This window comes from Bacillus sp. SB49 (genome assembly GCF_000469135.2).
Classification (GTDB): Bacteria; Bacillota; Bacilli; order Bacillales; family Halobacillaceae; genus Halobacillus.
Window position 1 is genome coordinate 659,235 of the sequence record NZ_CP048117.1, and the last position, 17,233, is coordinate 676,467.

General features: G+C 49.1%; 14 protein-coding genes. 5 read left to right on the forward strand and 9 right to left on the reverse strand.

Annotated elements, in window-relative coordinates; genetic code table 11:
• Window positions 1-22 precede the first annotated feature (22 nt).
• The 4 genes from M662_RS03360 to katG form a co-directional block, all read right to left on the reverse strand.
• Window positions 23-1,219: an MFS transporter gene (locus M662_RS03360; RefSeq protein ID WP_328700187.1), complete on the reverse strand. Its 1,197-nt coding sequence runs from the start codon at window positions 1,217-1,219 to the stop codon at window positions 23-25.
• 95 nt (window positions 1,220-1,314) lie between these two features.
• Window positions 1,315-2,082, reverse strand: a complete 768-nt coding sequence (locus tag M662_RS03365) for an ABC transporter permease (protein WP_026578716.1) — start codon at window positions 2,080-2,082, stop codon at window positions 1,315-1,317.
• Between the two features lie 13 nt (window positions 2,083-2,095).
• A complete protein-coding gene (locus M662_RS03370; RefSeq protein ID WP_051348984.1) occupies window positions 2,096-2,995 on the reverse strand; it encodes an ABC transporter ATP-binding protein in 900 nt (299 codons plus the stop codon).
• Window positions 2,996-3,120: 125 nt separating this feature from the next.
• Window positions 3,121-5,352 (reverse strand): catalase/peroxidase HPI, encoded by a 2,232-nt coding sequence (gene katG / locus M662_RS03375; RefSeq protein WP_026578715.1) that lies wholly within the window; start codon window positions 5,350-5,352, stop codon window positions 3,121-3,123.
• A gap of 472 nt (window positions 5,353-5,824) precedes the next feature.
• Between katG and M662_RS03380 the strand changes: the two genes are divergently transcribed.
• Complete coding sequence (locus M662_RS03380; RefSeq protein ID WP_026578714.1) at window positions 5,825-7,126, forward strand: aldehyde dehydrogenase; 1,302 nt, start codon at window positions 5,825-5,827, stop codon at window positions 7,124-7,126.
• A 96-nt stretch (window positions 7,127-7,222) separates the two neighbouring features.
• Here the strand turns inward: M662_RS03380 and M662_RS03385 are convergent, their stop codons facing one another.
• Window positions 7,223-8,398: an iron-containing alcohol dehydrogenase gene (locus M662_RS03385; RefSeq protein ID WP_026578713.1), complete on the reverse strand. Its 1,176-nt coding sequence runs from the start codon at window positions 8,396-8,398 to the stop codon at window positions 7,223-7,225.
• Between the two features lie 143 nt (window positions 8,399-8,541).
• On the opposite strand from M662_RS03385, the gene M662_RS03390 reads away from it, so the two are divergent.
• The gene (locus M662_RS03390) at window positions 8,542-9,258 is read left to right on the forward strand and encodes a hypothetical protein (protein ID WP_026578712.1); all 717 of its coding nucleotides are present in this window, start codon (window positions 8,542-8,544) and stop codon (window positions 9,256-9,258) included.
• A gap of 41 nt (window positions 9,259-9,299) precedes the next feature.
• Here the strand turns inward: M662_RS03390 and M662_RS03395 are convergent, their stop codons facing one another.
• On the reverse strand, window positions 9,300-10,469 hold the full coding sequence (locus tag M662_RS03395) for a DUF4317 domain-containing protein (RefSeq protein WP_026578711.1): 1,170 nt from the start codon (window positions 10,467-10,469) through the stop codon (window positions 9,300-9,302).
• A gap of 172 nt (window positions 10,470-10,641) precedes the next feature.
• On the opposite strand from M662_RS03395, the gene M662_RS03400 reads away from it, so the two are divergent.
• Window positions 10,642-12,897, forward strand: coding sequence for an ATP-dependent helicase (locus M662_RS03400; RefSeq protein WP_008634013.1), 2,256 nt, complete (start codon window positions 10,642-10,644; stop codon window positions 12,895-12,897).
• A gap of 78 nt (window positions 12,898-12,975) precedes the next feature.
• On the opposite strand, the gene M662_RS03405 is transcribed toward M662_RS03400, so the two are convergent.
• From M662_RS03405 to M662_RS03415, 3 genes are read right to left on the reverse strand one after another with little or no spacing between them, the layout of a single operon-like run.
• Window positions 12,976-14,430, reverse strand: a complete 1,455-nt coding sequence (locus M662_RS03405; protein WP_008634010.1) for a DUF7305 domain-containing protein — start codon at window positions 14,428-14,430, stop codon at window positions 12,976-12,978.
• A 5-nt stretch (window positions 14,431-14,435) separates the two neighbouring features.
• Window positions 14,436-14,858, reverse strand: a complete 423-nt coding sequence (locus M662_RS03410; RefSeq protein ID WP_008634001.1) for a prepilin-type N-terminal cleavage/methylation domain-containing protein — start codon at window positions 14,856-14,858, stop codon at window positions 14,436-14,438.
• Entirely contained in the window at window positions 14,855-15,286 is a 432-nt protein-coding gene (locus M662_RS03415; protein ID WP_008634000.1) for a type IV pilus modification PilV family protein, read from the reverse strand. The genes M662_RS03410 and M662_RS03415 overlap by 4 nt, the downstream gene beginning before the upstream one ends.
• A 171-nt stretch (window positions 15,287-15,457) precedes the next feature.
• Between M662_RS03415 and M662_RS19435 the strand changes: the two genes are divergently transcribed.
• The gene (locus tag M662_RS19435; protein ID WP_008633998.1) at window positions 15,458-15,595 is read left to right on the forward strand and encodes a hypothetical protein; all 138 of its coding nucleotides are present in this window, start codon (window positions 15,458-15,460) and stop codon (window positions 15,593-15,595) included.
• A gap of 83 nt (window positions 15,596-15,678) precedes the next feature.
• Window positions 15,679-17,208: a cryptochrome/photolyase family protein gene (locus M662_RS03420; RefSeq protein ID WP_035388679.1), complete on the forward strand. Its 1,530-nt coding sequence runs from the start codon at window positions 15,679-15,681 to the stop codon at window positions 17,206-17,208.
• Window positions 17,209-17,233: the final 25 nt, after the last annotated feature.

Below are 17,233 nucleotides of genomic sequence, written 5' to 3' on the forward strand. Positions count from 1 at the left end.
TGGTCGAGTCCTCCCTTTTCCTTTAATAACGCTCCTTGTCTTCATTCTCCTCAGCCTCTTTCATCTGCTCATAGCGCTGGCGCTGTCTGTATCCATACGTAGCGGAAAGGACGACTTCTTCATTCTCCAATGCCGAACCGAGTGCTCCGATGATGGTGGACACGCTTGTGGCGGTCCAGGCAATATAGAAAAACTGCATGTAGCCCACTTCGGCGGACAGCTGGGATTCCAGCATGCTTTTCGGAATAAGAAGAAAGACGGTGACGAGGAAAATCAGGAATAAGAGTGCGTAATAGAGCATCACGGAGACGGCGAGCGTCAAGAAGGTCACCGTGTTGTAGAGCCGGCGCAGATGGCTGTTTTCTTTATCTTTTTTCCGTTCCCACAAATGATGGGCAAGGATGATCCAGATGATCATCGCAAGAATTGATAAGACAGATAAGAGGAGCATGCGCCACGTACTGTAGTGGTCGCTAAGCTTCCATAAGGTCGGAAAGACGAGAGCATAGGCACCTGTGGTGAAGGCGAGCACAATAACCTTCATGAATGCCGGGAACATCGACCACGGACGGTTCGCCCGGACCATTCCCGTGATCAGCCGGAGCAGGCCTACCACGCGGGAGCGGATCGTAAAGCGGACGTCGACGTCGCTGTCCATTTCGACCGGTGCCTCCCGCAGAATCGGAGAAAACAGTTCCAGACCTCTTCGCCGCATCAGCTTTGTCGAACTCTTGTTTTTTAATTCGGGATATTTGTCTTCGTCCTTGGATTGGATTCGCTCCTCGGCTTTTTCCCTGTCTTTATCTGAGCTTCCGTAATACATTTCGTTGATCAGCTGTAGAATCGCTTCCCTTACGCGTTTGACCATCGGCGCAGCTCCTAACCCGGGAAGACTGATCAGGGCGGTGCACCCCCGGGCGAGCGTTTCTGCAATCAAGGTTTTCTTATCATGGAAGAGGGGCAGGTCGGTCAGCGCAATGGCGAACGTCCATCCCTGTTCCTGCTTTTCGTCAAGTGTCGCCTCCAGTACTTCCCGGGGATCTTCTGTCGCCCCGGTGAGGGAAAGGACCTTGTATTCCACCTGCCAATCGGCTGTTTCATCTACATAGTATGCAAGCATGTCGGGCAGTTCGTTCTCAAGAATCGCTCCAAGCTTATCGGGGTAGCCTGGTGCAGCGACCAACCCTACTTTTTTAATGGAAGCAGTCAAAAGGATCACCAGCTTTGTCATTTTATTCGGTGTAGGATATTTATCCTGATTCTATTGGAATAAAACGACTTTCTTCTATTTTTCTCTCTTTAACCCCTGCCTGATCAATGAAAACCGAGAATGGACTGCTCCGTCGCTTTCGTCAGGCACTTGCGGAACAGGAGTATCCCGACGAGAAGGGCAGCGATGCTTGGGAGGGTCAGATACAGATAATCCGTCCATCCAAAGGCGGAAAGCTGCGTACCGTGCACCATCACCTCGCGCAGCAGATTCAATCCCCAAACCGATGGAATCAGCTTGAAAAACGGGCTTGCCTCGGCAGGAAGGAACATCAGTCCAAGCAGGACGAACTGGATGATCTGCAGGAAAGTTCCGATTTTCTTGAACAGCAGCACGCCGCCGGCGAGGGCATAGCCGAGGCCCCAGAAGCTCAGTGAAACAAAGAAGGTGAGGAGAAGGATGGATCCGATATTGTGGAAATCAAGAAACGTCTGGGTGACGAGCATCATAAGCATTAAGAGTACAAAGATCTGAATGAAGTCGATCAACAGCATGGCGAATGACTTGAACGTAATGACCGTGAGGAAGGAGTATTTAGATAAGTAGAGTTGTTCAATCGTGCCGATCCGTGTTTCATCCTCAATGGAATCGGTGATATTCTGATAAATCGATATCGCCAGTATCCAGATGATGAAGCTCAGGATCAAACTTTCCTTCGTATCATTTCCGAGGTTGAAGCCGACGATGCCGGAGTATCCATAGAAGATGAGCAGGAACACGAGGAAGATTGTGATTCCACCACCAATGGTATCGGTGATGTACCGTTTAGCTAGAATGGCTTCTTTCTTTATGTAAGCTTTCCATAACATCATGAACCTGTCCCCCTTATTGGATGGCTTCCAAGAATAAGTCCTCAAGCGCCGTCTGACCATAATGGAATGCTATGATTTCCCCTTTGTCTCCGGCGAGCTCAAGAATGCCCATGAACTCTTCCATGTTGTGAAATGTGATGTGAAGTCCATCGTTATCCTTCACAAAAGCAAGGCATTGCTGCTCAAGCGCACCTTCCATGCCTCCCATGTCTTTTACGGTGACCGTCCCCGTTTTCGCATCCATCATTGTCTTGAGTTCTTCGGCGTGTTTTTCAGCAACAAGCTTTCCCTCTTGAAGGATCATAACTCTGTTACAGACCTTCTCGACGAATCTCATATCATGAGAAGTGATTAACAAGGACTTATTCATTTGATGGGGGATGGAAGGAAGCAGTTTCTCTAAATCTCTCAGAGTGGACACATCGAGTCCGAGCGTCGGTTCATCAAGGAGAATGATCTGCGTATCTTCGACGAGGGCGATCAAGATGGAAAGTTTCTGCTGCATCCCTCTTGAAAGGTTTTGGACGAGTTCGTTACGCTTCGATGTCAGGGCAAACTCGTCCATCAGCATAGTAATCTGATCCTGTTTCGTTTTATAATTGGTTCCTTTCAAGGTCAAAAGGAATTCGATGTTTTCTTTGACCGTCAATTTCCAATAGAGGTTCCTGTTTCCTTCCATGATGCAGGATATAATTGGGTTTTTCTTTCTGTTGGGTTTTCCATTTATGTAAATATCGCCGCTCGTCGGGTAGGTGAGTGTAGCGATCATTTTCAATATCGTCGTTTTACCGGCACCGTTCGGTCCAAGCAGGCCGACGATATCCTGACGATCGATATGGAAATTCAGCGGCTCGATGGCCGTGGTTTCTTTATATTTCTTTGTGACGTTCTCAAAGCGGATGATTTCTTCCAAAAGCGGGACTCCTCTCTTTTTACTATTAATGGAATTATATCAAAAAAGAAGGGGATGGTTCTTTCGTATAGGAGAAATGATTGAAAAAACCCCCGAAAGCGCGATGCTTTCAGGGGGATGTCCTATTAATTATAGGCGAGGTTTTTCTTCTTCTTCAAATCGAAACGGTCGGCGTTCATGACTTTGACCCAGGCGTTCACGAAGTCCTGGACAAATTTTTCTTTGCTGTCATCCTGCGCGTAGACTTCTGCGATAGACCGTAGAACAGAGTTGGATCCGAAGACGAGATCGACGCGGGTCGCTGTCCGAACGAGTTCACCGGTCATGCGGTCGCGTCCTTCGTATTCATTGTATCCGGCAGGCTTCCATTCGATGCCCATGTCAAGCAGGTTGACGAAGAAGTCGTTCGTCAGTGTGCCGACGTTGTCGGTGAATACGCCGTGCTCTGTACCGCCGTGGTTCGCGCCGAGGACACGCATGCCGCCGACGAGAACCGTCATTTCCGGTGCGGAAAGTCCGAGGAGCTGGGCTTTGTCGACAAGCAGCTCTTCCGGACTCAGCGTATAGCGCTTCTTCTCATAGTTACGGAACCCGTCTGCCATCGGCTCCAGCACATCGAAGCTTTCGACATCTGTCTGTTCCTGGGAAGCATCGCCGCGCCCCGGGGCGAACGGAACGGTGATTTCGAAGCCGGCTTCTTTGGCTGCTTTTTCTACCGCCGCACTTCCTCCGAGGACGATCAAATCAGCAAGGCTGACGTTCTTATCCAAGTCTTTTTGGATATCTTCGTAAACGGAGAGGACGTGATCCAGCTGTTCGGGCTCGTTCACTTCCCAGTTCTTCTGTGGCTCAAGCCGGATGCGTGCTCCGTTGGCGCCCCCGCGGTTGTCCGATCCACGGAAGGTGCTTGCGGAAGCCCAGGCCGTCGTAATGAGCTCGCTCGTCGTCAGTCCGGATCGAAGAATTTTCTCTTTCAACTCCGCTGTTTCTGCACTGGATAGTTCATAGTCGGCTTCCGGTACCGGATCCTGCCAGATCAAGTCTTCATCAGGTACCTCTGGGCCGAGGTATCTGGCTTTCGGTCCCATGTCACGGTGGAGAAGTTTGAACCATGCGCGTGCAAAGACGTCAGCGAAATATTCCGGATCTTCATGGAATCGGCGGGAAATCTTCAAGTACTCAGGGTCTTCCCGGAGTGCCATATCAGCCGTCGTCATCATCGTATTCACCTTAATGGAAGCATCCTCCGCGTCCGGGGCGAGGTGTTCCTCTTTGGGATTGACCGGCTTCCATTGGTAGGCACCGGCTGCACTCTTCGTCAGTTCCCAATCATATCCGAGCAGCAAGTCATAATAGCCGTTGTCCCACTGCGTAGGATTTGCTGTCCAGGCACCATCGACACCGCTCGTAATTGTATCGCGGCCTTTTCCGCTGCCATGAGTGCTCTTCCATCCTAAGCCTTGATCTTCGATGTCTGCGGCTTCAGGGGAAGCGCCGACGTGTGCTTCGGCATCACCGGCACCGTGGGCTTTACCGAAGGTGTGTCCGCCTGCTGTCAAAGCGACAGTTTCTTCGTCATTCATTCCCATTCGTGCGAACGTTTCGCGGATGTCAAGGGCGCTTGCCAAAGGATCCGGCTTGCCGTTCGGTCCTTCCGGGTTTACATAGATCAGTCCCATTTGTACAGCTGCGAGCGGGTTCTCCAGTTCACGATCACCGGAATAGCGGTTGTCACCCAGCCACTCTGTTTCCGTACCCCAGTAGATGTCTTCTTCCGGATGGTAGATGTCTTCACGACCGCCGCCGAACCCGAACGTTTTCAATCCCATGGATTCAAGAGCTACATTACCGGTCAAGACGAGCAGGTCTGCCCAGGAAATTTTGTTGCCGTACTTCTGTTTGATCGGCCAGAGCAGGCGGCGGGCTTTATCGAGGTTGGCGTTATCAGGCCAGCTGTTCAACGGTGCGAAGCGCTGGTTCCCGGTTGCTCCACCACCACGGCCGTCTCCGGTACGGTATGTTCCTGCCGCATGCCAGGACATACGGATGAAGAGGGGGCCGTAGTGACCGTAATCGGCCGGCCACCAATCCTGGCTGTCGGTCATCAGGTTATGAAGGTCCTGTTTGAGTGCATCGTAATCCAATTTTTGGAATTCTTCTGTATAATCGAAGTCTTCTCCCATCGGTGTCGTCTTCGTGTCGTGCTGACGAAGGATGTGCAGGTTCAACTGGTTCGGCCACCAGTCTTTATTCGTCGTACCGACTTTCGTCGTTGTAACGGCGTTTTCTTCCTGCGTTTTGCCATGAGATACCGGACACTTGCCAGCTTTGCTGTCGTGCATTTCGTTCTTATCCATGTTCAAATCTCCTCCTCTATATAATAGAAACATAATTAAAACTAATCTCAGATTATAATTATAATAAAAAGAGAATAGAAATAAAAGAAAGAACCTCTGACATTCAGAAAAAAATTGAGAGTATAACAGGATTGGTAGACAAGGGAAGGGTTTATCAAGGCGGTTGAAAGGTTTGTGTAGTAAATGCAGTGTGTGTTGTTACTATCATTCTAACAAACTATCAGAAAAGAAAGTATCTTTTACATTTTTTAATGAAGCTGCTCGTTACTTTGGTTGGGTATGGAATGGTTCTCAACTGAGATATGGTCGGTATTTACTCTTTCGCCTTCCGAAACAAATGGTTTGACCATTTACCTGAGGAGGCGTATCTTTAATGGCGCACACCAAAGACCACGCTCTGTTGGTCATTCACACAAAACGAGGCGGCTGGAACCGGCTGCCTTTGAATAGAATGATGAGAGGAGAATACATCATGGAAAACTATCAATCACTGCTTGAAAAACAGAAAGCCTTTTTCCGGACAGGACAGACGAAGTCCGTTGAATTCCGTAAACAGGCGTTGAATAAATTGAAGAACCTCGTCACAGCGAACGAGCAGAACATTCTTGATGCGCTGAAAGCGGATCTTAATAAACCGGAAGTAGAGGGGAAACGGGCGGAAATCGGTCTCGTTGTATCGGAAATCGACTTCATGCTCGAGCACCTGTCGGATTGGACGAAGCCGGAGGAAGTTCCTACGCCTGCAACGCATGAGGGTGCGTCCAGCTTCATTATGGCTGATCCATATGGAGCGGCCCTTGTCATTGCGCCTTGGAATTATCCGTTCCAGCTTGCATTGAACCCACTGGCGGGAGCGATCGCTGCAGGGAATACAGCCGTATTGAAGCCATCCGAGCTGACACCGAACACGTCGCATCTGCTTGCAGCCTTGATCAACGACCATTTTGACGAGGACTATCTTCGTGTCGTGGAAGGGGAAGTAGAGACAAGTACGGCGCTTCTGAAAGAGAACTTTGATTATATTTTCTTCACTGGCAGTACCGGTGTCGGCCGCATCGTTGCAGAGGCGGCAGCCAAGCATTTGACTCCTGTGACACTGGAGCTCGGCGGCAAGAGCCCTGTGATCGTGCACGAGGATGCCGATCTTGATGAAACGGCCGCACGGATTGCACGCGGCAAATATGCTAATGCCGGACAGACATGTGTCGCACCGGATTACGTGCTTGCACACAGCCGTGTGAAGGATGAACTCATTGCTAAAATCAAACAAGTGATCACGAACAACTACGGGACGGAAGTATCTGCGGACACTTTCCCTCACGTGGTCAGTGAACGACACTTCGATCGTCTGCAAGGGTTCCTGGATAACGGGACGTTAGCGGCAGGAGGCGGGTCTGACCGTTCCCAGCTTTTCATTGAGCCGACGATTCTTGATAATGTCTCCTGGGATGATGCGGTCATGCAGGATGAAACCTTCGGACCGATCCTTCCGGTGCTGACCTATGACGAGCTTCCGGAAGCGGTGGAGAAAATTATGGATCGTCCCAAACCGCTCGCTCTCTACCTGTTCTCTGATGATGAAGGGGTTCAGGATGACGTCTTCGGCAATCTGTCCTTCGGGGGCGGAGCGATCAATGATACCATCAACCATATGACGTCTCACTATCTTCCGTTCGGCGGTGTCGGTGACAGCGGCATGGGCGCGTACCACGGAAAAGCGAGCTTTGATACGTTCACTCATTATAAGAGTGTGTTGAAACGCTCGAACAAATAAAGAAGGAACGGGAGGACCAATTCATTGGTCCTCCTTTTTTTTCGTGACAAAAAGCCATGGCGGTAGAATGATCCGCCATGGCTTTTGTCTACATTTTTATAACGATGCTTTCAGGATGGAAAGGATGTCCTCTTTGTTCAGCTTGCGGAAGTTGCTGAATCCGCCGTGCTGCATTTCTTTCGCTGCAATCTCTGCTATTTCTTCCAGACGGTCTTCGCCGATTTCATAGTCGGCGAGGCGCGATGGGGCACCGAGACTGGACCAGAAGGCGCTCAGCTTATCGACTCCTTCCAGTGCAATTTCTTTATCGGTTTTACCTGTCGTATCGATATCGAACATCGCAAGCATCACTCGCATCATCCGTTCGGCATCATGGTCGACAACGTGGCGCATCCAGTTCGGGAACAGGATGGCGAGTCCACCGGCGTGAGGAATGTCATAGACAGCGGATACCGCATGCTCGATGGTGTGGGAAGCCCAGTCTCCGAAATAGCCCATTTGCAGGGTTCCGTTCAAAGCGATGGTACCGGAGTAAAGAATCGTCTCCCGGTGCTCATAGCTTTCCAAGTCTTCCAACAGCTTCGGAGCTGTCTCGATGACGGTCTGCAGGACAGAGAAGCACATACGGTCCTGCAGCTTCGTGTTGGAGACGTTGTGGAAGTATTGCTCGAACACGTGACTCATCATGTCGACCATTCCGTAGATCGTTTGGTCGCGCGGGACGGACATCGTGTGGACGGGATCTAGAATAGAGAAGGCAGGGTGGGTGACCCCGGGGCTTCCCCATACGTATTTTTCATTTGTCTCCCAATTCGTAATGACAGAATCCGGGTTCATTTCGGAACCGGTCGCAGCCAAGGTAAGCACCGTTCCGAACGGAAGGGCTTCCTCAGCTGTCACTTTCTTATTGATGATGTCCCAAACATCTCCGTCATACGCTGCGCCGGCAACAATTGCTTTGGTACAGTCGATGACGCTTCCTCCGCCGACGGCAAGCAGGAAGTCGATGTTCTCCTGATGGCAGATTTCGATTCCTTTTCTTACCGTGGAAAGACGAGGGTTTGGTTCGACTCCGCTCAATTCGGAAATGGTGACGTCGAGTTCTCTCAATTGTTTCACGACTTGATCGTACAAGCCGTTCCGCTTGATACTACCGCCACCATAGACGAGGAGAATGTTCTTGCCGTACTTAGGTATTTCCTGTTTCAATGCATCGAGCTGATTTTTTCCGAAAATCAGCTTCGTAGGATTGTGATAGGTGAAATGGTTCATGTTATTTGTACCTCCTGTATAGTTGACATAATCTATAGGAAAGATTCCAGTATAAATCTTGTAAGATTATCTAACAAGGGACGATGGAATCAGAGATGTGGTAAGGTACACTTAGGAAGATAGGGATAAAAGGGGGAAGCAGCATGAGGGATGTAAGTTTTGTTCCTTTAGGAGAAGGACGGGAGCTTGTGATCAGCTCGGATAATGCAGCGTTTATCGGTGAGAAGGAAGCGGATGAGGTAAAAGCTCCTTATGAAGTGGTGGCCGAGGCGCTGTTCCGTGTCGCTTATATGGAAAACAGGGCGGTCGGTGCTGATCCTGTATCGGTGATTTTGTACGATTTCTCCGGTGGAGAAGGGTGGCGGAGGATTTCCGGCGCCATTGAAGAGCTGGGGAAGAAAACGGGGTATTATCTTCCGGTTACAGGGAGTACGGAATCGAACTTTCCATTGCCTCAGTCCGCCTTTGCTATTGCCATTCTTGGACAGGTGAATTCCGAAAGTAAGAAAGTGAGGAAGACACCGAAAACCGCCAAATTTGCCGTTATCGGTGAGCCATTGGTCGGAGAAGAGGTACGGACGAAGCGTGAATCCATTGCTCCGCTTCATTTGTTCGATCAACTGCTTCAGTTGGACGGGGTCTATGAAGTGCTTCCTGTAGGGTCCAAGGGAATTGCCGGCGAGACGAGGGGATTGTTGGAGGACAATAATCTTTTGTCGGATGTCTCCTTCCACTGTGATTTGGATATCGAGAAGTCAGGCGGTCCTGCTACGTGCTTTGTCGTTACATATAAAGAGAAGGAAGAAGCGAGGATTCGCGCATGCTGCAAAGGTTTGTTCCATCCTCTATATGTTTCTTGAAAAAAGCACGCCTGCCGCAGAAACGGCAGGCGTGCTTTTTTTTATTGGTCTCCGAATGCTTCCGGAAGCATTTTAAAACCTTCGATTTCCGCATCTTCTTCAATTTCGATCATGATGCACCGTTTTCCTTTATAGTTGACCTGCCGGACGTATTCCAAGTCCTGCGGGCTGATGGATATGTTGGCGACTTTTGTGTTGATCTTAATCGATTTTGACTTGTAGCGTGGCACGATGCTGCTTGCTTTCAGCTCATAAGCCCCATCGTCGGTAATTCGTTCAAAGGCGCTTTTCACCTTCTCGGAATCGACCTGCTCCCCGCTCTGGGATAGGACACGCTCAACGTCTCTGTAATCCAGTTTCGGCGCCTCATCTTCTTCGTTCTCTTCGACGACGCGGTTGATCTCGCCGTAGACGCTTGCAAGAGTGGAAGGGTTAAGCTGGTTTCCGACAACATCTTTAATTACTTCTTCGAATACGGCTTTATCCTCCTTCGCCGTCATAATCTCTTCTCCGTTCAACACGTCCTCGATGAAGGTGTAGTCCGGTTCGTTTGCTTTACCGGCTGCGTAAAGGATGTGATTAACGTCGGCAGCACCGTCTGTAATGCATGGGAACAAGAAGCCGGTCATCGGATTCTTCAAATCGATGACGGGGTCCACTTCGATTTTATATTTAAATTCCTTCTCTATGTAGTCGAATTGGATCGCTTTCTTCGGTTCCTCCGTCCGGTTGACGCTGCAGAGGAGGAAGGGATTCGAATATACGGTATCGCGTTCGCTTTCCTCCGCCTCTTCATTCCTTGCCTTCATCGGCTTTCGGTATTCCGCTCGAATGAAGGTGATGACGGTGTCTTTTTCATTCGGTCGGTCGCGAATCATCTTCTCTGTCATGGCCAGCATCTGTTCTTTCCAATCTTCTACGTCCGTACTCAGCAGTCCTTTATGGAGAAGGAGCTGGGTGTGATCTTCCGCTTCACGCTGAAACTTCAATTCGAACAGCTTCTCATCAAGCTGCCCTGTCAGCAGTTTCTTGAAATTGTTCATGAACAGCTCCTGCTGATCCTGGTCGAGCAGATCAAAGGGCTGACTTTGATAATGATAAATGTCCGTCGATTCCTTCATAATATACACATTGAAAATATCGGATATTTTCAATAGGTCATTTTCTACTTTCAACTGCCTGCGAATACCGGCAATATCTTTTTTATCCATCCTACGTCCACTCCTAATCAGGCTAATATATCGTTTCTTTATTTTATCATGGGAGTCTGGAATAGGAAGGGAGGATGAGGATTTTTTGTCCCTTTAACTAAAGGAGCTGGATGGAATGCAGTATAGAAGCTATAATGGAGGATGGCTTTTTTGTTACGGAGGAAAGGAATAGATGGAAGAGGGGACTTCGGCCTTCTTCCATCTATTTTTTCTTGCTGAGTATATAGAAGAAAGGAACACGATCATGGACTTCTTTACACGAATGGAAGAACAGACGGGCGTCCGCTTAAATGATGTCCAGAAACAGGCGGTGACCCACACAAACGGACCGCTTCTTCTGCTTGCGTCCCCAGGGGCAGGGAAAACGACGACCCTTAATATGAAAATCGGTTATTTACTACTGGAGGAGCGGGTGAGACCGGAACAAATTCTTGCTGTCACCTTCAGTAAAGCATCTGCGAGGGACATGGAGGAGCGTTTCGATCGATTCTTTTCCGGGATGACGGATCAGAAAGTCCATTTCTCAACCATTCACAGCTTTGCGTATCAGGTGGTTCGGGAAGTTCTCAGGAAGCGGGGCGAGGACTTTCAATTGATCGAAGGGAGCGTCAGTGAGGAAGAATGGAAGAAGGGCTTCGATGGCCCGGACGTTCCTCTTCATAAGAAATTCATTCTGAAGCGCCTCTTTGAAGAGCGGAACGGGGCTGCGATTACAGAGGAGGAAATGGATGAACTTATGACGTATATCAGCTTCGTTAAGAACCGGATGGTGGAAGGGAAGGAACTGGAAAGTGTCGACTGTACCGTAAAGCATGCGTCCGATATTTACTTAGCGTATGAACGTTTTAAGAAGACAGGTGCAGAGAAACGGCTGCTCGACTTTGATGATATGCTGACTTACGGCTATCAACTGCTGTTGGAAGAGAACGACATCTTGAAGAAATACCAGCAGAGGTTTTCTTACCTTTTAACAGACGAGAGTCAGGACAATTCGGTCGTGCAGCATGAAATCATCGAACTCCTGGCAAAACCGCAGAACAATCTGTGTGTCGTAGCAGATGATGACCAGTCCATCTTCATGTGGCGCGGGTCTGACGTGACGAAGCTGCTGCAATTTGAGAAGGCGTATCCGGAAGGAACGGTCATGACGATGGCACAGAATTATCGTTCCTCCAAGGAAATTGTCCAAGCTTCCAATCAATTCATCAAGCGCAACAAGAACCGTTTCCAGAAAGAAATGTTCACAGAGAATCCTTCCGGGAAACCAGTAGAAATTAAAGCGTTGAAAAACTATGAGGAGCAGTTGAATTATGTGACGGAAGAAATCAGGAAAAGCGGCTCTGCCGAAGAGGTCGCGGTCTTGTACCGGAATAACGCTTCCGCCGTCCCACTGGCGGATAAGCTGGACCGCGCGGGAGTTTCCTTTTATATGAAGGACATCGACGCCAAGTTCTTCAGACACTGGGTCGTCGAAGATATTCTTAATTTCCTGCGATTTTCTTACAACGATGGACGCGTCGATGTGTTGGATCGGATTCATACGAAATTTAACGGATATATATCGAAGAAGCAGGTTGCTTTCTTAAAGAGGGCAGGGGGCGGTTCTGTCTTTGATACGCTTCTTGACACCGATATTCCATCTTATCAGGAGAAGAATTTAAAGCTTGCGAAGAAACATTTCCATGCCATCAATGAAATGGAACCGGACAAAGCAATCCGGACAATCCGCGAAAAGCTCGGCTACGATCATGCCCTGCAAAAAATGGTCGAGAAGTTCGGGTTCCAGGCGGAGCAGTTGTTCGGGATCCTTGATACGCTGGAGGAAATTGCTCAGGGCCTCGGGTCGTTAAAGGGCTTCGCAGATCGCTTGAAAGAATTGGAGCATCTGATTCAAACGTCCAAGTTCAATAAAGAGACAAGCCCGCTTACGCTCACTACTTTTCACAGCGCGAAGGGACTGGAGTTCGACAAGGTGTTTATGATTGATTTGATCAACGGGGTCGTGCCTTCCAAAGATGACATGGAGCGGTACCGAAGTCAGGATCAGGGGCCGATGGAAGAAGCGGTCCGACTCTTCTATGTAGGGATGACGAGAGCGCGGAAGGACTTGCAGCTGCTGACATACAGCTACAAAGGAAACGAGCGCGTGACGGAATCGCTCTTCGTCATGAACGTCCGCAGAATCATCCAGCCAGGGGGTTCGACTGTTAAAAAGAGACCGAAGCATGCGGACGTTGACTTATCCGATGAGCGGCTGCTTACGCTTGATGAGGTCGAGATCGGCAGACGGATTGTTCATAAGAAATTCGGGACAGGGATCATCAAGGCTTATGGAGGAGATCAGATCGGAATTGAGTTTCATGGCGCTGGTTATAAAGAGCTGATGCTTGCCTTCTGTCTGGAGAACGGGCTCCTGCAGAAAGAATAGGATTCCTTGTACTCACCTTAACCGTTCGACAGCAAAGGAAAGAAGCAGAGAGGAGTATCTCTGCTTCTTTCCTTTTTATTAAGCTTCCCTTACAGGGCCGGCAGTGAGGAGATCGTCCGGTGTCTTCCTGTCTCCATCCGGTACGAACGGGATGGAGGGAATGTCGAACGGTTGATATTCCACCGTCCCCCCTCCGTCTGAACGGTACGTTTTCGATAAGATAGAACCAAGGACCTTACCCCCGCCGGTTATCCGGAAGTCCGCATGAGGAGCATAGAGGAGGGACGCGTAAGCTCTCGCTCCCCCGGAAATGATGAAGCTTCCGCCTCCGGTAAAAATATGTCCCTGAAATCCGCCGCCTCCGGTCAACTCTATATCCGCTGTTTCCGCATAGAGAGAGCCGAAGATTTTCTGGCTTCCTGCCAGTTTAATACGTCGAGCTTCGTCGGAATCAGCGACATAAACACCGAGCTGCTCAATGGAACCATTTTCGTTGATGGTGCTGCCGGAACCCATCGTAAGCGCATCTTTCACATATAAAGTCAGTTTCCCTGTGCCGGTTATGTTTATATGTCCGTTCTTTACGTTCAGGTGGTCGACGACGATAGCTTTGTCCGTGTCCCCGACATCGATGGTCAACGTGTAGTTGCTGTTAAGGATGATTTCCTTGAAGTGGATATCGTTTGTTAGATGGAGCGTGTATCCATCAGAAATATAGTTGTCGATTTTCAGCTTCCCGTCCTTGATGACGTCATAGCCGTTCCATTCGGTCTTTTGAAGACGTTCGTCATCAGGAACCGGATAGTCCGGATAGACCGGGAAGGGGGGCAGCTCGAACGGAACGTGCGTATTATTCGGAATCGGTGGTGGAATATTCATATAGGCAGGAGCATTGACTGCTTGATCTTCTGCGCCTGATGGAACGTAAATGTCTCCGGTTACGCTCGCTCCACCATTAAAGGACACGGTGTTTGCCGCTTCTGAATTCGTTCCGATATTCCCTTCAACAAGAGCTCCGCCGGATAAGGTAATCGTTTCTTCTGTGAAGACGGCCATCGCGTTCGGTACGGTCATGCCGCCTTTTTCCTGCCATTGGATGTGAACCGACTGGGTGACTGTCCTCGTCCGCGCCCCAATCCTCCCTGTCGATGTGATTTGGTAACTTCCAGGGTTATTTTCCTGGTCCCTGGTTATCGTGACTTCCGCTTCCGGCTGTTTCCCAAAAGCAGGTGTGAACGATTGAATGTCGACGGTCCCCAGCATCTTCTTTTCTAATACTTCGTAGAAAGAACGTTCGTCATCAGCGTCAGCGTACGATAAATCGACGGCTTCCTCCATATCTTGCAGCCGCTGGACCGCTCCTGCTTCCGCGATGTAATAAACAGACTGCTGGTCCCGCTCCGTCGAGCTGATCTTGGTGTTGCCTGCAACAAGGCCGAGCAGACTCAAACCAAGGATCGAAAGGATCATCAGAACCATCAGGACAAACACGAAGATCATTCCTTGTTCATTGGTAAATCGTTTTCCATTCATAATGGTTACTCCCTTATATACAGAGCGGTTGTCAAAGAGGTCGTTTTCCCTTGTCCGTTGGATGTGCTCTCGATCGTGATACGGATCTGGTCTCCGTTTTTCTCCAGTTTGAAAGAGTCGATGTTCTGTGCCAGGAGGGAATCATCCTGTAACATTTCGGAACCGTTCAGTTCAAAAGTGGACGAATCCGTCTTCAAGCGCTCGTCCGTTATGCTTACCTCGTTGGTTTTACGAACCGCCTTGGTAATGGCATTCATCGCATAGCGTACATCTGCTTCATGATCGATCTGTTTTGTCTGCACCTCATATTGATGTTGGCTTGTGAAGAAGATGTTACTGATCAAGAGGAGGAGGATGCCTGCCAGACTCAAGGCTGCAAGCAGTTCTACAAGCGTGACACCGTCTTCTTTCCGAAAAAAGGACTTCATGCCTCTGTCTCCCATCGGTAGATCGTCTCCATCTGCGCTTCCAAATCCTGCTTGTCGGAATTCTGGAACACCTTCACGATTATGGTGGACAGCCCGCCATCCGGTTTCGTCAAAGTCAGCTCTATGTAATAACCGTCAGCGGCTTCTTCCATTTGAAGTGTCTTTTCTGTTTCCGCCATGCGCTTCATAGGGGCGAGCGCCGTTTCTACCTGTTGGAAAGGAATAGATGTACTTAAGTGATAAACATCTTCCATCTTCTTCTGTGCTATATAAGTCGCATCTAGCATGTTTGATGATACGGAAGAGGACCGTTGAGATTGGGTGAACAAAGGGAAAGCAACAATTAATACGATGAATAGGATGGTCATAGAGACGACGATTTCAAGAAGGGTGACACCACGTTCTGATTGGAGTGCTTTCCACTTCATTTACCCGGCCTCCTTTTTGATTAGACTTTTAAGAGTATAGTACCATATTTTTGTTTGGGTGAGTGGTTTTAATCTGTTTCATTGGATCTTTAGATTCAGGTATATAGTCTTTGTTCTGCATGTATAATATCGAGAACAGCAGCGGAGATTAACAGGAGGAGGTGATGAGCGGTGTCGGAGGAACACAAATCTGTAACAAGCTCCGGAACGGACATCGAGAAAGTCAAACGTCTTAATGCGGAATCCGGGCGGTCCTACAATGAAGTGAAACAGCTGCTTGCAGAGCGGATGCAGTCGGAAAAAGAGTGAAATCCCTGTCGTTGTGACGGGGTTTTTTTATGGGAGGATTCACAACGTACCTTTTGTGGTACTTATCTTTCAGAGGTGATGAGATGAAGACGAGGTGGATTTTCGGAAATCAGCTGTGTCATCAGCTGCCTTTATTGAACGAAGCGGACAAGCAAAACGACGTCATTCTGATGGTTGAAGCGAAATCGCGTTCCCTTTGGCAGTCCTACCACAAACAGAAGCTCGTCCTGATCTTCTCCGGCATGCGCCACTTCGCAGAAGAGTTGGAGGAAAAAGGCTTCACCGTCGATTACCGCAAAGCGGAATCTTTTACGGAAGCTTGGGAAAGCCACCAGGAGCGCTACCACCCGGATGAAGTACACGTAACAACCGTAACCGATCACAGGATGAAGCGGGCGCTGAAGAAATGGGAAAACAATCTAAACGGCGAGGTAGCGGTTCATTACCATTCCGAGAAGCCGCTGTTCCTGCTCTCAGAAGAGGAAGCAGTCGACCGGCTGAAAGGGGAAGGGCCGTGGAAGCAGGACGCTTTCTATAGAAGGTTAAGAAAAGAAAGAGACATATTGATGGAAGATGGGAATCCTGTCGGCGGCAGGTGGTCGTTTGACCAGGATAATCGGAAGCCTGCAGATGAAGATACGGATTTTGTAAAACCAAGGACCTTTCGTCCGGATGACATCACGAAACAGGTGATAAAGGAAGTGGAACGGGATTTTGGTGATAACCCCGGGAATCTCGATGCATTTCCATGGCCGGTGACGCGTAAGGAGGCGTTGAAGAAGCTGAATCAATTCATCGATGAGCGGCTCCCGACATTCGGAACGTATCAGGATGCCATGCTGGTGGATGATCCGTTCATGTCCCATTCACTGCTTTCTTCTTCTATTAATATAGGGTTTCTGAATCCTGAGGAAGTAATTGAAAAGGCAGAAGCTGCCTATGCTGCAGGGGAAGCACCGCTGAACGCCGTGGAGGGCTTCATCCGACAGATACTAGGATGGCGGGAATATATGCGTGCTGTGTACGTAAAGAAAATGCCCGGCTACGCTTCTGTAAACGAACTCGGTCACGAGGCTGAACTACCGGCATTTTTTTATACAGGAAAGCCGAAAATGAAATGCATGGAACAAGCGATCCGTCCTGTGATCGATGTAGGTTACGGCCATCATATCCAACGGTTGATGATCATCGGGAATTTCTCCAATTTGTTCGGTATCTCTCCGCAGGCGGTATCGGATTGGTTCAATGAAATGTATGTCGATGCCTATGACTGGGTTGTCCTTCCGAATGTGCTCGGCATGGCTCTTTATGCTGATGGAGGATTGCTGTCGACGAAGCCGTATGTCTCTTCAGGGTCTTACATTAAGAAAATGAGTAATTACTGTAAGCATTGCGAGTTTAACGTCAAGCATCAAACAGAAGATGATGCCTGTCCGTTCAACGCGATGTATTGGGACTTCCTGGACAGGCATGCCGATAAGCTGCAGGATAATCCAAGAATGAAATTGATCTACAGTCAATGGCAGAAGCGGGAGGAAGAGAAGAAAAAAGAAATCAAGAAGAAAGCAGCGTCCCTTAAGCAGCAGCTGACGAAAGGGACACTTGAGGCATAACCAAACGGCACACCGATGGAAGGTG

What these genes read in the sequence shown, in the direction of transcription:
- M662_RS03385 (WP_026578713.1), bottom strand. Translation starts at nt 8,398, where the DNA reads ATGAACCATTTCACCTATCACAATCCTACGAAGCTGATTTTCGGAAAA.
- M662_RS03420 (WP_035388679.1), top strand. Translation starts at nt 15,679, where the DNA reads ATGAAGACGAGGTGGATTTTCGGAAATCAGCTGTGTCATCAGCTGCCT.
- M662_RS03380 (WP_026578714.1), top strand. Translation starts at nt 5,825, where the DNA reads ATGGAAAACTATCAATCACTGCTTGAAAAACAGAAAGCCTTTTTCCGG.
- M662_RS03365 (WP_026578716.1), bottom strand. Translation starts at nt 2,082, where the DNA reads ATGATGTTATGGAAAGCTTACATAAAGAAAGAAGCCATTCTAGCTAAA.
- M662_RS03395 (WP_026578711.1), bottom strand. Translation starts at nt 10,469, where the DNA reads ATGGATAAAAAAGATATTGCCGGTATTCGCAGGCAGTTGAAAGTAGAA.
- M662_RS03410 (WP_008634001.1), bottom strand. Translation starts at nt 14,858, where the DNA reads ATGAAGTCCTTTTTTCGGAAAGAAGACGGTGTCACGCTTGTAGAACTG.
- M662_RS03400 (WP_008634013.1), top strand. Translation starts at nt 10,642, where the DNA reads ATGGAAGAGGGGACTTCGGCCTTCTTCCATCTATTTTTTCTTGCTGAG.
- M662_RS03405 (WP_008634010.1), bottom strand. Translation starts at nt 14,430, where the DNA reads ATGAATGGAAAACGATTTACCAATGAACAAGGAATGATCTTCGTGTTT.
- M662_RS03415 (WP_008634000.1), bottom strand. Translation starts at nt 15,286, where the DNA reads ATGAAGTGGAAAGCACTCCAATCAGAACGTGGTGTCACCCTTCTTGAA.
- katG (WP_026578715.1), bottom strand. Translation starts at nt 5,352, where the DNA reads ATGGATAAGAACGAAATGCACGACAGCAAAGCTGGCAAGTGTCCGGTA.
- M662_RS03390 (WP_026578712.1), top strand. Translation starts at nt 8,542, where the DNA reads ATGAGGGATGTAAGTTTTGTTCCTTTAGGAGAAGGACGGGAGCTTGTG.